The sequence below is a fragment of the Streptomyces sp. NPDC008001 genome (assembly GCF_042958085.1).
Taxonomy (GTDB): Bacteria; Actinomycetota; Actinomycetes; order Streptomycetales; family Streptomycetaceae; genus Streptomyces.
The window spans coordinates 323,583-338,916 of record NZ_JBIBIZ010000001.1 but is presented as its reverse complement, the minus strand read 5'-3'; the positions used below and the strand labels follow the sequence as shown (position 1 = coordinate 338,916).

General features: G+C 75.1%; 9 protein-coding genes. 5 read left to right on the top strand and 4 right to left on the bottom strand.

The genetic code is table 11. The features are described from left to right. Window positions 1-61: 61 nt before the first annotated feature. The 4 genes from ACFZCD_RS01460 to ACFZCD_RS01445 form a co-directional block, all read right to left on the bottom strand. Window positions 62-712, bottom strand: coding sequence for a DUF4360 domain-containing protein (locus ACFZCD_RS01460; protein ID WP_391826669.1), 651 nt, complete (start codon window positions 710-712; stop codon window positions 62-64). 67 nt (window positions 713-779) lie between these two features. After that, the gene (locus tag ACFZCD_RS01455) at window positions 780-1,427 is read right to left on the bottom strand and encodes a DUF4360 domain-containing protein (protein WP_391826667.1); all 648 of its coding nucleotides are present in this window, start codon (window positions 1,425-1,427) and stop codon (window positions 780-782) included. A 231-nt stretch (window positions 1,428-1,658) separates the two neighbouring features. Next, a complete protein-coding gene (locus ACFZCD_RS01450) occupies window positions 1,659-2,435 on the bottom strand; it encodes a GNAT family N-acetyltransferase (RefSeq protein ID WP_391826665.1) in 777 nt (258 codons plus the stop codon). A 91-nt stretch (window positions 2,436-2,526) separates the two neighbouring features. Next, window positions 2,527-3,204 carry a ribonuclease H gene (locus tag ACFZCD_RS01445; RefSeq protein WP_391826663.1) on the bottom strand — a complete coding sequence of 226 codons (678 nt, stop codon included), beginning with the start codon at window positions 3,202-3,204 and terminating at the stop codon, window positions 2,527-2,529. A gap of 304 nt (window positions 3,205-3,508) precedes the next feature. Here ACFZCD_RS01445 and ACFZCD_RS01440 point away from each other — a divergent pair, with 304 nt between their 5' ends. The 5 genes from ACFZCD_RS01440 to ACFZCD_RS01420 all read left to right on the top strand — a co-directional run bounded on the left by ACFZCD_RS01440 (window position 3,509) and on the right by ACFZCD_RS01420 (window position 15,315). Then, window positions 3,509-4,759, top strand: a complete 1,251-nt coding sequence (locus tag ACFZCD_RS01440; RefSeq protein ID WP_391826661.1) for an MFS transporter — start codon at window positions 3,509-3,511, stop codon at window positions 4,757-4,759. Window positions 4,760-5,219: 460 nt separating this feature from the next. After that, window positions 5,220-6,596 (top strand): non-ribosomal peptide synthetase, encoded by a 1,377-nt coding sequence (locus ACFZCD_RS01435; RefSeq protein ID WP_391826659.1) that lies wholly within the window; start codon window positions 5,220-5,222, stop codon window positions 6,594-6,596. 202 nt (window positions 6,597-6,798) lie between these two features. Then, the gene (locus tag ACFZCD_RS01430; RefSeq protein ID WP_391826657.1) at window positions 6,799-10,074 is read left to right on the top strand and encodes an amino acid adenylation domain-containing protein; all 3,276 of its coding nucleotides are present in this window, start codon (window positions 6,799-6,801) and stop codon (window positions 10,072-10,074) included. Then, on the top strand, window positions 10,071-11,249 hold the full coding sequence (locus ACFZCD_RS01425; RefSeq protein WP_391826655.1) for an acyl-CoA dehydrogenase family protein: 1,179 nt from the start codon (window positions 10,071-10,073) through the stop codon (window positions 11,247-11,249). Before ACFZCD_RS01430 ends, ACFZCD_RS01425 begins: the two co-directional genes overlap by 4 nt. A 139-nt stretch (window positions 11,250-11,388) precedes the next feature. Continuing rightward, on the top strand, window positions 11,389-15,315 hold the full coding sequence (locus ACFZCD_RS01420) for an amino acid adenylation domain-containing protein (protein WP_391826653.1): 3,927 nt from the start codon (window positions 11,389-11,391) through the stop codon (window positions 15,313-15,315). The last annotated feature ends 19 nt before the right edge of the window (window positions 15,316-15,334 follow it).

Genomic DNA, 15,334 nt, shown 5'->3' with positions numbered 1-15,334 from the left:
GGTGGGGTGAGTTGGGGGTGGGGTGGGGGGTACGGGTGCTCAGCTGTCGCCCCGCGCCGCGTCAGCCGCGAGGGCACTGCTTCCAGGCGAAGTGGTAGAGCGTGTTGATGCTGCCGTCCGTCGAGTCCATCGCCACGAAGCTGGTGGTCCGCGTGGGGTCCGACGTCCCGGCGTCCACGCGCAGTTCCGTGTTGATGTTGAAGTAACGGACCGCGCCGCAGGGGGCGTAGACCAGTGCGTCGATGTCCGTGGTGTCGGACGTCTGCCAGTTGTCGTGGAGCGGGCCGGTGAAGTGGTGGTTCACGTACGTGGTCTGCGACATGCCCTGGAAGTAGTAGTTGGCCCGCTCCAGGCCGGCCGCGCCCTTCTCCAGATGGGCGAAGCCCCGGTAGTCCGCCTTGGCGACGGCGTAGGTGAAGCCCTGCGGGACGTGGACGTTCAGGCTGAGCTGGCAGTTCTTCCGGAAGTCGGTCGGTTTCGCGCCGACGCCCGCCTGGGCGACGTAATTGCTGTACGTCACCGTGAAGACGGTGTTGTCCGGCGCGACCGTCACGTTGGCCGTTCCGGCCGGGCAGCCGGAGCCGTTGACGCCGACGACGTCGATCACGATGCGGTCAGGCGGAGGCTCCCCATCCGCAGCGGCCGGTGAGGGTGCCACCGGAGCGGCGAGCAACGCCACGGCGGCACAGCCGATCACCACCGGTCCCAACATGGAGATACCTCCCCCTGCTCCAGATTCCATGGACGGACTCGTGCGCCCGAAGGCGGCGGCTCAGGGGTCAGGGACACTCCTTCCACGAGAAGTGGTACACGGTGCTGACGCTGCCGTCGGTCGAGTCCATCGCCATGAAGCTGGTGGTCGTCGCCGGGTCCGAGGAGCCGGCGGCCACCCGGAGTTCGGTGTTGACGTTGAGGAGCCGCTGCACGCCGCAGGGGGCGTAGACGAGTTCGGCGACGTCCGTCACGTCCGTGGCCTGCCAGTCGTCGCTGACGGGGCCGGTGAAGCGGTGGCTCACGGAGGTCGTGTGGGACATGCCCTGGAAGTAGTAGCTGGCCCGCTCCATGCCCGACGCCCCGTACTCCAGGTGCGCGAAGCCGCGGTAGTCCGCCTTGGCGACGGCGTAGGTGAAGCCCTGCGGGACGTGGATGTTCAGGCCCAGCTGGCAGTTCTTCCGGAAGTCGGTCGGCTTGGCGCCCACGCCCACCTGGGCGAGGTACCTGCTGTAGGTCACCGTGAAGGCGGTGTTGTCCGGCGCGACGGCCACGGCGGCCGTCCCTGCGGGGCACCCGGAGCCGTTGACCGCCACGACGTCGATGACGACCCTGTCCGGCGGAGGCACCCCCTCCGATGCGGCCGAGGACGGTGCGAACGACGCGGCGGCCATCAGGGCCACGGCCGCGCCGGCTGTCATCACCGGTCTGAACATGGGATTCCCCTTTCCTTCCCTGCGTGGGGACGCTGTGCGGGGACGCTGTGCGCGGCCCATGGCACCACCGGGTGAGGGTCATGTATAGGTCAGGTTGAGCCGACCCGGCGGACCGGCGGGTCACCTCAGGAATCCCACCTGACCCGTAAGCACCCCGATTCCGCGGAAAACCCCACCGCCACCGGAGCATTCACCGTGACCGGCCGGACCGGCCGGGCGGCGGCGCGCGCCCTACAGTCGCTCGAAGACGTGGACGCGGCCGATCTCCCCGAATCCGCGGCGCGCGTACCAGTGGCGCGGCCAGTCCGCCGCGTCGGCGATCAGGAAGCGCGTGCCGCAGCCGGCGTCGAGGGCCAGGCGCAGGGCCGTGGACAGCACCGCATCGGCGTGGCCGCGTCCGAGGCGGTCCTCCGCCGTGACGAGGTCCTCGATCTGTGCCGTGCCGGACTCCGGGTCCAGGTAGAGGTCGGCCCAGGACGCGACCTCGCCGTCGTCCGCGCGGGAGCCGATGAAGCGGACGACGTCGGCACCGTGGCGCCGCGCCTCGCGGCACTCGGTCAACTGCCGTACGACCTCCTCGCCGGCATCCGGCTGGAAACCGTGCCAGCGCCGGGTGAGCGGGCCGCGGATCGCGTCCAGGTCCACGATCTCCGCCGCGCGAGCGGCGGGCCGCACGGGGCCGGCGTGCAGCATCACCAGGCAGACGGAGTGCCGGTACCCGGCTTCGGTCAGCGGCGCCGCGCAGGCCGCCCCGGCCTCGTCGTCGAACACCGAGATCAGGCGGTGCGGCAGGTCCCCGAGCGCCTCGTCCGCCAGGGCCCGCAGCACACCGGGGTCCACCGGCCCGCCGCCGACGACGAGCTGATTGTTCGCACGGGACAGCGCGAAGACGTCGTCACGTACGGCGAATCCCTCCGGGACGCCCGGGAGGGCCACGGCGCGCCCCGCCTGGCGGCGGGCGAAGTCCAGCATGAAGGCCTTGATCCGCTGCAGTTCGGTCGTCGGCATCCACCGACCCTAGGCAGCGGCCCGCACGGGGCGCGAGCGAATTACGCGGGGCGCAGGCTATACGGTGGCGCGCGTTACGCGGTGGCGGGCGTTACGCGGTGGCGCACGCCGGGTGGCCCCACCCGCGCTCGCCCTTGGAGATCTTCTCGCCGACCGCGTACGGCTGACCGCACGGGCAGCGGCCCGCGAACTTCGCCTTGATCGTCGCCGTGCCGGAGGAGCGCGGCTTGCGGCTCTTCGGCGGTCCCGTGCGCCGTGCCGCCGAGGGCTCGCGCTGGGCCGGCACGGGCAGGCCCTCGGCTCCGTGCGAGGTGCCGGCCGCCTGCTGGAGGGCCGCGGCGTCGCTGGCCGCCTGGTCGGCGATCGCGTTCAGCGGGTCGCCGTTCTCCTGGTGGGCCGGCACGTACCGGAACTCGACGGTACGGCCCGCCAGGAGCGCGTCGATGCGGATGACGAGCTCGCGGTTGGCCACGGGCGAGCCGGACGAGGTCTTCCACCCGTTGCGCTTCCAGCCGGGCAGCCACTTGGTCACGGCGTTCATCGCGTACTGCGAGTCCATCCGCACCTGCATCGGGACGGCCGGGTCCGTGGCCTCCAGGAGCTGTTCCAGGGCGGTCAGCTCCGCGATGTTGTTGGTGGCCCGGCCCAGCGGGCCGGCCTCCCAGCGCTCGGGGGCGCCCGTCGCGTCGGCGACGACCCAGGCCCAGGCCGCGGGCCCGGGGTTGCCCTTCGATGCCCCGTCACAGGCGGCGATGATCTGTTCAGACATCCCTCGATCATGCCAGGGTTCCGGGGCCCGCCGCGCCTCCCCACGACGACCGCCTGCGGTGGCCGTCTTGCGGTGCACGGACACCGAATACCGGACAATCGTTCAGCGCACCCCGGCCGGCCGGCCGCCGGGGACCCGCAGGGGCCCGCCGCAGGTCAAAGAGAAGGCCGTTCAGATGAAGGGCACCGGTCGTTCACCCTGCGGCCGACGGGAGTTGTCCATATTAGGAACGATAATGACCGAAAATATCCGTCATTTTTGACTGAGCACCGCGTCATGCCCAAATGTCTGCCAAATGTTGTCAATGAAGCCTCACGGCGGCGGCATTTTATGGAATGGGGACTTCCGTCTTCTTCTGGCCGGTGCCGCGGCGAGCCAGGTCGGCGCTCAGGTGACCGTGGTGGCGCTGCCCCTGGTCGCCGTGGTCGCCCTCGACGCCTCCCCCATGGAGGCCGGACTGCTGACCGCCGCCGAGACCGCGGCGTTCCTGCTGGTCGGCCTGCCGGCCGGGGCGTGGCTGGACCGGATGCGCCGGCTGCCGGTCCTCATCCGCGCCGACGTCGTCCGGGCGGCGGCGATGGCGACCCTGCCGCTCGCCGCCTGGGCCGGTGCGCTGACCATGGCACAGCTTTACGCCGTCGCCCTGATCACCGGCGTCGCCACCGTCTTCTTCGACATCGCGCACCAGAGCTACCTGCCGTCCCTGCTCCCCCGTGAGCAACTGGTCGCGGGCAACGGCGCCCTGGAGACGGCCCGTTCGTCCGCCCAGGTGGCGGGCCCCGGGCTGGGCGGCGCCCTGGTCCAGCTCCTCGGGGCGCCTTTCGCGCTGCTCGCCGACGCGATCGGCTACCTGCTGTCCGCGCTCTTCCTGCGCGGCATACGGACCCGCGAGCCGGAGCCCGCCCCCGCACCGGGCGTGCCGCTGCGCGCGCAGGTCGGGGAAGGTCTCGCTTTTGTCTTCCGGCACCCCGTCCTGCGCATGATCGCCTGCGCCACGGCGCTCGCGAACTTCTTCACCGCGATGCTCATGGCGGTCCAGACGGTCTTCCTGGTGCGCGTGCTGGACCTGCCGCCGGGCGTCATGGGCCTGATGATGTCCGCCTCGGCCGTCGGCGGCCTGGCGGGCGCCCTGTGCGCCGGAGTGCTCGCCCGCGCGGTCGGCCAGGCGAGAGTCATCTGGCTGTCGACCGTCGTGACGGGCCCGTTCGCCCTGCTGTGGCCGCTGGCCGGCCGGGGCGCCTCCGCCGTGTGGTTCGCGCTCGCGTCCGCGGCCGTCTTCTTCGGCGCCGTCGTCTACAACGTCGCGCAGGTCAGCTTCCGGCAGATGCTCTGCCCCGACGAGTTGCTGGGCCGCATGAACGCCACGCTGCGCTTCGTGGTGTGGGGCACCATGCCCCTCGGCGCGCTGGTCGGCGGGGCCGTCGCCGAGGCGGCCGGGGCCCGCGCCGCCGTGTGGGTGTGTGCCGCCGGGGTCATGCTGGTGCCGGTGCCGCTGCTGGCCTCCCCGCTGCGGGGCCTGCGCGACCTGCCGGCCCCGCAGGCGGTCACGGGCTGACCGGGAGGCGCTCGCCAGCGACGCCCCCCGCTCCGGCCCGGCGCCCGGCTCCGGCCGCGCGCTGCGGAACTCCGCCCCGGGGGCTACTCACACTGCGGCGGCGGGAGGTGCCGCTGGGGCGAGGTGGTGAGCCCTCGCCCCCGGCAGCGGGCGCCCCGCGACCGCCCGGATCGGCCGAGCAGGCCGAGCAGGCCGAATCAACTGAACTGACCGGGGAGTATCCGCCCGGCCCGGTCATCGAGCGGCCCCCGAGCACTACGCACCACCCGGGCCGTCCCTCCGCCTCGCCGCCGCCCCGGCCGCCCGTAGTCCACCCGGCCGTCCGCGGCCGACCCGGTCGTCCTGCCCGGCTCCGACGGTCCCGCGCCATCCCGTCCCCCGGCCACTCGACCATCCCAACCGTCCAGCCACTCGTCCCGTCCCACGAGCCGTCGCGCCCCTCGGCGCACCGGAGGTCATCGTGCAACCCGGCAACATCACCGCGTCCTACCTCGCCCGCTACCGGCGCCTCACCGACGGCGCCGACGCCCCCGGCGGCGCCCTGCCCGTCACCGGCGCACAGCGGCGGTTCCTCCTCTCCCGGCAGCTGGATCCGGCGGGGCGGCCCACCCTGGTGCCGCTGTTCTTCAGGTTCCCCGCGGGGACGATCGATCCGGTGCGGCTGCGCGCGGCCGCCGGGCATCTGGCCGCCGTGCACCCGGCGTTACGGATGCGGCAGCTGGTGCGGCGCGGGGTACCGCTGCAGGTGCCCGGCACGCCCGCCGGACACGTGGAGCGGGTGCGGCCCCGCCCCGGGGAGCGCGCCCGTGACGCGCTGCTGCGGACCCTGGGCGACTGGCCCGCCGACGGGCCGCCGCTGCGCTTCTTCCTCGCGGCCGGCGACGCGGCCTCCCGACCGGATGACGGCGCCGACGACGACGGCAGCAGCGACGGCGAAGTCCTCGCCCTGGTCCTGGATCACGCGGCCTGTGACGAGCAGTCGCTGGGCCTGATCACCGCCGGCCTCACCGACGCCTACCGCGACGGACTCGGACCGCACGACATACCGGCGGACACGGCGGCGGACGGCCTGGCCGCCTATCGCGACGCCGTACACCTGCAGCTCACCGCCGAGGAGAAGGCGTCCCGGCCGGACACCCTCGCGTACTGGGCACAGCGCCTGTCCGGCATACGCAGCACCAGCACTCCCACCACTACCCCGGCCCCCGGCGCCCCGTCAGGTTCCGGTACGGGCACCGCCCTGCGCCGGCTCCCCCTCGGCGCGGACGGCGGGCGGGCCACGGCCTTCCCCGTCCTCCTCGACGCCTGCGCCCGGGCCGCCCGCACGCTCCACGGCCCGGACTCCGTACCCGTCCTGGGATACCCGTGGGGCGGCCGGCCTCCCGCCGCGGCCCCCGTCCTCGGCTGCTTCCTCAACACGGTGGCCCACCCGGCGGACGAGGGTGATCTGGCCGGCCGAGCCGCCGCATGGTGGGACGACCTCGACCACGCGGACACCCCCTTCGACGAGGTCGTTCACGCGGCCCGCCGCGCCGGGGTGCCCTGGTCCGGGCGGCTCGACGGCCTCCTCACCTTCGAGGACCTGGGCCGGCGGCCGGCGCTGCGGCTCGGCGACGCCACCGGGCGCGAGATCCACATCGACGGACGCCCGGTCCAGGCACCGTTCGCCGTCTCCGTCTCCTACGGCTCCGACCTGCTCGTCCGCATGGCCTGGGACCGCTCGGCCGTGACGGACCACCACGCGGAGGCGGCCTTCGCCTCCCTTACCGAGGCATTGGGCACGCGAACCGCACGCCCCGCGCCCGCACCCGTATCCACGCCTGCACCCACGCCCTGACCCCAACTGCAGCCCGTCCACAGCCCGTCCGGAGCACCTTCGCCGGACCGCAGCGCAGCCCCGCGGAACACGGCAGCCGCCACCGCGGCACCGTGAGCCACCGGGCAGCCACAGCCCCACCGGCCCACCCGGCCGTACCGGCTCACCGGCCCCACCCGGCCCCGCCGACCCGTGAAAACCTCCCGATCCGGAAAGGTTGACCATGTTCGGACTCTCCACATCCCAGGAGATCGTCTGGCTGCACGAGCAGATGCTGCCCGGCAGTCGCGCCTACAACTTCACCGCCACCGTGGACCTGCGGGGCACTCTCGACGAGTCCGCGCTCCGGGAGGGGCTGGCGGCCGCGCTCGACCGCCACCCCGGCCTGCGCCTCGAACTCGTCGACACCCCCGGTGGCCTGCCCGGCCAGCGCGTACGGGAGCGCTGCGCGCCCCGGCTGCGGACGGCCGACCTCAGCGTCGAGGCCGACCCCGGGGCGGCGTTCGCCACGCTGCTGCGCACGGAGGCGGAGACGCCGCTCGACGTGTACGAGGCGCCGTTGCTGCGCTGGACCCTCGTCCGGCTCGGCGCGGACCACCACCGGCTCGTCCACGTCGAGCACCACCTCGTCCACGACGGGCACTCGTTCGCGATCCTGCTGAACGACGTGTTCACCGTCTACCGGGCGCACGTGCTGGGCGAGCCGGTGGTCCTGCCGCCCGCCCGCTCGTACACCGATCACATCGAGGCGGCCGACAGCCCCGAGCGGGCGGCCCGGCGCGCGGCGGGCCTGGCGTACTGGCAGCGCGAGCTGGGCGACGCGTCGTTCGACCTGCCGCTGCCCGGCCTCGCCCGGCCGGGGGTCCGGCGCCGGCACGCGGGCGCGCAGCTGCGCCAGCCGGTCGGTGCGGAGCTCGCCGAGCGCCTGCGCACCCACAGCCGTGCCCAGGGCCACACCCCGTTCTCCACGCTCCTCGCGCTCTTCGCCGAACTGCTGCGCCGCCACAGCGGCCGCGCCGACCTCGTCGTCGGCACGGCGGTCGGCAACCGGCCGGAGGGCTTCGAGTCGGCCACCGGCATGTTCGTCAACACGATCCCGCTGCGGCTGCGCCTCGACCCGGCGGCCGGCGCCGACGAGGCGGTGGACGAGGTCACCGACAGCCTCATCCGTGCCCTGCCGCACCAGGACGTGCCGGTTCAAGTGCTCACCCGCGAGCTCGGCCTGCACACGTCGGGCGCCGACAACCCGCTGTTCAGCGTCATGTTCAGCGCCCACGACGCGGCGCTGCCGGAGATCGAGGTGCCGGGCCTGGAGGTGTCGCTGTTCGAGGGCTTCAACACCGGCACCACGCGCTTCGACCTCGACCTGGTGCTCCTCCCGGACGACCGGCGCGCGGTCGGGCCGCGGCGCGGTCCGGCCGGCATGACGCTGGTCTGGGACTACGACCGGGATCTGTTCGACGAGGACGCGGCCCGGCTCCTGGCGAACCGTTTCCTCGATCTCGTGAGCGCCTACCTTGAGGCTCCCGGGGCACCGCTCGCGGCACTCGCGGCGCAGCCGGGGCCCGTACCGGAGCCCGTACCGGAGCAGGCCCGGGAGCACGCGGCCGCGGATGCCCCCGACGCAGCCCTCACCCCCGGCACCAACCACGACTCCGGCGCCACCCCCGACCCCGGCACCACTCTCGACTCCGACGCCGTCCTCGACCCCGTCACCCGCCACGATCCCGGCAGCCTCGCCCTCCTCAGCGGCGCGCGCAAGATCACGTACGGGGAACTCGACCGGCTCGTCGAGGAGCTGGCCGCGCGCCTGCGGGCGGCGGGTGTCGCTCCGGGGCAGCCGGTGGCGGCCGTCCTGCCGCGCGGGGCGGACTCCGTCGTGACGCTGCTGGCGTGTCTGCGCACGGGAGCGGTCTACTGCCCGCTGTCCCCCAACGACCCGGCGAGCCGCCTGGAGACGCTGCTCCGGCGCCTGGCCCCGGCCCTGGTCCTGAGCGTCCGCGAGAGCGCTCTCGCCCTGCCCGCCGAGGACCTGCCGGCGCCGGTGGCCCTGCTCGACGGGGACGCGCCGTTCCCCGCCGCCGCGCCTGCCGCCTCCCTCGGTGGTGCCGCGTACGTCATCCACACGTCCGGCTCCACGGGCCTGCCGAAGGCCGTCGCCGTGGGCCGGGCGGCGCTCGCCCACCACGCCACGGCCGTGGCCGGGCGCTTCGGGCTGCGCGCCGGCGACAAGGTGCTGCTCTTCGCCCAGCCCTCGTTCGACGTGGCGCTGGAGGAGGTGCTGCCGTCCCTGCTGGCCGGGGCGTGCCTCGTCGTGCCGCAGCGGGAGGTTCCGACGGGGGCCGAACTGATCGCCGTCCTGGCGGCCCGCCGGGTCACGGTCGCGAACCTGCCGACGAGTTACCTCCTGGCCGTACGGGAAGAGCTGTGCGAGGCGCTCCGCGAGGGGCTGTGGGAGCCGCGGCTGCTGGTCGTGGGCGGCGAGCGGCTGCCGGCCGCCGCGCTGCGGGACGTCCTCGCGGCGACGGACGCGACGGTCCTCAACGCCTACGGGGTGACCGAGGCGACCATCACCTCCACCGTCCACGAGGTGGCCCGTGCCGGGGCCGACGGTTCGGGAGAGGGCGAAGAAAACGGAGAGGGCGGAGAGGCCGGCGAGGTGCCGCTGGGAACCGCCCTGCCGGGCGTCGCGGTCCACGTCCTGGACGCCGGCCTGCAGCCGCTGCCCGTGGGGGCGGTCGGCGAACTCGCCGTCTCGGGCGCGGGGCTCGCCGAGGGCTACCTCGGCGGGGACGAGGCGGCCGCGGCCACCGCGGCCCGGTTCGTCCCCGTGCCCGCACTCGGCGGGGCGCGCGTCTACCTGACCGGCGACCTCGGCTACCGGGACCGCGACGGCCTGCTGTGGTTCCTCGGCCGCCGGGACAACCAGGTCAAGCTGCGCGGCTACCGCATCGAGCCGGAAGAGATCGAAGCGGTCGCCTCCCAGGTGCTCGGCGGGCGCTCGTGCGCGGTCGTCCTCGGCCACGACGCGGCCGGCGGCCCCTGCCTGACCGGCTTCGTCGACGGCGGGGAGGAGCCGGACCAGGCGCTCCTGCACAAGGCGCTGTCCGAGCGGCTGCCCGCCGCCCTCGTGCCCGCCCGCTGGATCCGGCCGGCGGAGATGCCGGTCCTGCCCGGCGGCAAGCCGGACCGCGCCGCCCTGGCCCGCCTCGCCGCCGGGGCGGGGCCGGTGCCGGCCGGCGGCCCCGCGGCCCCGGAGCAGCAGGAGAGCACCGACCCGGCCGTCGCCCTGCTGGCCGAGGGCTGGCGGGAGGTCCTGGGGCACGACCGGTTCTCGCCGTCGTCCCACTTCTTCCAGGTGGGCGGGCACTCCCTGCTGGCCGCCCACCTCGCCGCGTGGCTGGAGCCGCGGCTCGGCTCGCGCCCGCCGCTGCGGGTCCTCTTCCAGAACCCCGTCCTCGCCGACCAGGCCCGCGCCCTGACGGAGGCCGCCCGATGAGCGCCACCACCCCGTCGTCCGTCCTGGAGACGGAGCACCGTGAGATCGCCGACGCGTTCACGGCGTTCGTCCGCAGGGAGCTGGTGCCGCTGGCGGCGGAGCTCCCCGAGGACGGGGGCCTGCCGCCGGGCGACCTCCGCGCGTACGTCCGCCGCCGCTCGGCGAAGCTGGGCTTCTACGCCGGGGACCACCCCGAGGAACTCGGCGGCTCCGGCATGCCGTTCAGCGCCGTGGTCATGCTGCACCACGCCGCCGGGCGCAGCGGCTGCCCGCTGGCCCCCTACGCGCTGGCCGGGTCGGACGGCCCGAGCCCGCTGCTGCGCCAGGGCACGGAGCAGCAGATCGAGCAGTACCTCAAGCCGCTCGTCCGGGGCGAGGCGACGCGCTGCCTGGCCCTGACCGAGCCGAACGCCGGGTCCGACGCCTTCTCCCTCACCACGACCGCCGCGCGGGACGCGGACGGCGGCTGGGTGCTGTCGGGGCGCAAGACGTTCGTGAGCAACGCGGGGCACGCCGACTTCGTGATCGTCGTGGCGCGGGCGGTGGACGGCGACGGCAAGGACGCCGGGCCGACGGCGTTCGTCACGGCCATGGACACGCCCCGGCTGCGCATCGGCCAGCGCTACGAGGGCATGTCGGGCGAGGAGCTGTACGAACTCGTGCTGGACGAGGTGCGATTGCCCGCCGACGCCGTCATCGGCGGCGAGGCGGGCGTGGGCGCGGCGCTCGGCAACGGCATCGACAGCCTCTCCCGCGGCCGGCTCGTGGTGGCGGCGATGTGCAACGGCATCGCCGAGCACGCGCTGGAGCTGGGGACCGCCTACGCGCGTGAGCGGCGGGCGTTCGGGGAGCGCATCGGCGCGTACCAGCACGTGCAGGAGCACCTGGTGAGCAGCCGCGCGGAGGTGGAGGCGGCCAAGTTGCTGACACTGGCGTGCGCCCGGCTGGTGGACGGCGGCGTGGAGGCGCCGGAGAACGCGGCGCTGGCCAAGCTGACGTCCTCCGAGACCGCGGTGCGCGTCGTGGACCGTTCGCTGCAGGTGCACGGGGCGACGGGTTGGGTGCGGGGCCATCCCCTGGAATTCCTCTACCGGTACGTCCGGATGATGACGATCATCGAGGGGACCTCGGAGATCCAGAAGGTGATCGTCGCCCGGGCGATGGGGCTCGGCTGACAGGACCGGGACAGGGACCAGGGCCGGCGCCGCCGGCGCCGCGCCCGCGTTCCTGCCGCCCTTTCCGCCTTGCCGCCCCTTCCGCCCTTCCGCCCTTCCTGAATTCCGCGACTTTTCCGACGTCACCCTTGGAGAACTCATGACTTCTTCACTTGTCACGACACCGGATGCCTCCCTGTTGTCCGTCGCCCACGGCGGCACCGCCACCGCCGGGGGCTGGGACGACGTCCTGGCCCGCTACGCGCACTGGGTCTCCGCGGCCCCGGACGCCCCCGCCGTCGAGGACGGCGAACTGGCCTGGACCTACGCCGAACTCGACGCCCTTGCCACCCGGACCGCCGACGCGCTGCGCGGCCGGGTGCGCCCCGGCGAGCTCGTCGCCGTCTGCCTGGACCGCTCCGCCGCCCTGGTCGCCGCGGCCGTCGCCGTCGCCCGGCTCGGCGCCGTCTACCTTCCGCTCGGCCCGCGCCCCGGCGAGCGGCGGCTGGCCGCGGTGGCGGACGGACTGCGCGTCAGCTGCCTGATCGGCGCGCCCGATGCGCTGTCCGATGTGCTGCCCGGTGCGTACGACGGCGCCGAGCAGCTGCCCCTGCCGCTGCCCGCCGAGGGAGCCAACGCGCCCCGCGAGACCGTCGCGGCGTTCCCCGCCACCGCCCCGGGCGCCGGACGGCCCGCCGCCCCGGAGGGCACCTTCTACGCGGTGCTCACCTCGGGTTCGACCGGCGTGCCCAAGGCCGTGGCGATGCCGGGGACGGCGCTGGCCGCGCGGCTGCGCTGGTACGCCGCGCGCACCGCCTCCCGGCCGGGCGACCGGCACAGCCTGCTGATCGGCGTCTCCTTCGACCCGCACGTCCTGGAGCTGTGGGCCGCCCTGACCTCCGGCGGGGCCCTCACCGTGCCCCCGGACGACGTCCGCTGGGACCCCGGCGTCCTCACCGACTGGTGGCGGCGGGCGGGCGTGACCGTGGCCATCCTGCCCACGCCCCTCGCCGAGATCGTCCTCGAACGCCCCTGGCCGGACCTTCCGGCGCTGCGTCACCTCAGCATCGGCGGCGACCGGCTGCGCCGCCGGCCCGGGCCGGACGTCACGGCGCGCGTGGACAACGCGTACGGGCCCGCCGAGGCCGGCGTCGTGGCCACCGCCCACGACCTCGGCACCGACACCGACACGAACGCGGACGCGGTCGCCCCCGGCACTCCCCCGCCGATCGGCACGCCCGTCGACGGCACCGTCGTGTGCGTCACCGGCCCGGACGGGCACGTCGTGCCGCGGGGCGAGGCGGGCGAGCTGCGGATCGGCGGCGCGGGGCTCGCGGCCGGCTACCTGGACGAGGCCCTGACCGCCCGCCGCTTCGTCGCCCCGCCGCCGGGCGTGACCGGCACCGACCGCGTCTACCGCACCGGAGACCGGGTGCGGATGCGCCCGGACGGCGTCCTGGAGTTCCTCGGCCGCCTGGACGACCAGGTGAAGGTGCGCGGTGCGCGCATCGAACTCGCCGAGACCGAGGCCGCGTTCGAGGACGACCCGCGTGTCCTACGGGCCGTCGTCGCGGCCGACAGGCCCGCCGGCGGGGACGTACGGCTCGTCGCGTTCGTCCGGCCCGCGCCCGGCGCCGGTGCGCCGCCGGTGGCGGAACTGCTGGAGGCGGTGCGCGGCCGGCTGCCCGAGCAGGCGGTCCCGTCGGCGGTCCGGTACGTGGACGCGCTCCCGCTGGACGCCAACGGGAAGGTGGACCGGGCGGCACTGCTGGCCGGAGTGGCTCCGACCGCTCCCGGTACGTCGGTTGTTCCGGATCCGCCGGTCGTTCCGGCTGCCCCGGTTGCCCCAGCCACGCAGGACGCGGAGGCAGGTACGGCCACGGAGCGCATCGTCGTCGAGCTGTGCCGCGGGCTCCTCGGCCGTCCGGAGACCGGGCCGGACGACAACTTCCTCGCCTCCGGCGGCGACTCGCTGACGGCGGCGCGGCTGCTGACCGCCTTGGAGGAGCGGTTCGGGGTCCGGCTGCGGGCGCCACAGCTGCTGCGTCAGCCGGACCTGCGCGGGCTGGCGGCCCTGGTGGACTCCCGCCGGGAGGGCACGGACGGCGCCGCGGCGGGCCCGGGGAACGGTCCGGCGGAAGCCCCCGCCACCCCGGCCGGCGCACCTACCGCGACCCGGCGGCCGGAGCCGGGCGGCGTCCTGGGCCGTGTGCTCGCGCACGCCGCGGCGGAGCCAGCCGCGCTTGCCGTCACGGACGGCGAACTCACCCTGACCTACGGGGAACTGACCGCCGCCGCCCGCCGGCTGGCAGGGGCCCTGCAGGCCCGCGGGGTCGGACGCGGCACCCCGGTGGGGCTGCTGCTGCCGCATTCGGTGGGCATCGTCGTGGCGAAGCTCGCCGTCTGGTGGGCGGGCGGCCACTACGTACCGCTGGACGCGGCCTACCCGCGCGTCCGCACCGAGGCGATGCTCGCTGACGCCGGCGTCTCCCTGGTCGTCGGAGAGAAGGACCTGCTCGAAACGGCGGGCATACCGGCCGTCCGGACGCTCGCCCTGACGGCGGGCGGGCTGGCCGGGTGCTGCGGCCCCGACGCCGCCGAGGAGGGCCTGCCGAAGCCCCCCGCCTACGACCCCGGCGCGACCGCGTACGTGATGTACACCTCGGGCTCGACGGGCCGCCCCAAGGGCGTGGCGATCACCCACCGGGGCGTGGCGGGGCTGACCACCGGCCCGGACTTCCTGACGGTGACCGGGCGGGACCGGGTGCTGTTCCACTCGGCGCTGACCTTCGACGGCTCGCCGTTCGAGCTGTGGGCGGCCCTGGCCAACGGCGCGGCCGTGGCCGTCTCCACCGCGGGCCGGCAGTCGCTGGAGAGCCTGGCGCGCGACGTGGAGCGGCTGGGCGCCACGGTGGCCTTCCTGACCACCGCGCTCTTCCACCACCTGGCCGCCCGCCGCTCGCCGGTCTTCTCCGTCCTGCGCTCGGTGATCGTGGGCGGCGAGGCGCTGTCGGCGCGCCACGCGCGTGCCGTCCTGCGGGCGCACCCGTGGCTGGAGCTGGTCAACGGCTACGGGCCGACGGAGACCACGTCGTTCGCGACCGCCCACCGCGTACGGGACGCGGACTGCGACGCCCCGCCGCCGATCGGCCGCCCGGTGGCCGGGGCGACGGCGCACGTCCTGGACGGGAACGGCGCCGAGGTGCCGCCGGGCACGCGGGGCGAGCTGTGGATCGGCGGCCCCCGTCTGGCGGCCGGCTATCTCGGCCGGCCGGAGCTGACCGCGGAGCGCTTCGTGGAGCACCCCTCGGCGGGGCGGCTCTACCGCACGGGCGACATCGTGTCGGCGCGGCCGGACGGGACGCTGGACTTCCACGGCCGCGCGGACGACCAGATCAAGGTCCGGGGCTTCCGGATCGAGCCCGGCGAGATCGAGCACGCACTGCGCGACCACCCGCGGGTGGCGGACGCCGCCGTGACCGTGCTGCGGGCCGGCGAGGACGACGCCCGCCTGGTGGCCTTCGTCGTGCCCGACGGCGACGGGCAGCCCGCCGTTGCGGCCCTGCGCGACCACCTCGCGGGCAGGCTGCCGGCGCACCTGCTGCCCAATGCCTGGTCCGTGGTGGACGCGCTGCCGCTGACCGGGAACGGCAAGGTGGACCGCCGGGCGCTCGCCGGGCGGCCGGTGCCCGCCGCGCAGCAGCCGGGCGACGCACCCGGGCCCGTACGGCCGGAGCTGACGCCCCTTCAGCGGGCGGTGGCCGATGCCTGGGCCCGGGCACTGGAGTGCGAGGTCGACGACCCGGACGCCGACTTCCTGGCCCTGGGCGGGCATTCGCTGCTCGCCCTGGGCGTCGTGGACGACCTGCGCGAGGACCTGGGCGTGGAGCTGACGCTGGCCGCGTTCTTCGCGGCTCCCACGGTGGCCGGGCAGGCGACGGCCGTCGAGGCGGCGCTGGTGGAGGCGTACGGCGTGGAGGCGGGCGGCATGCCGGAGCGCGCGGCGGAGAGGACGGACGCGGCCGACGGGACGGATGCGGCCGACGATGCGGACACGGCGAACCGGACGAACGGAGCAGCACAGTGAGCAGTGCGGCGAGTAGTGC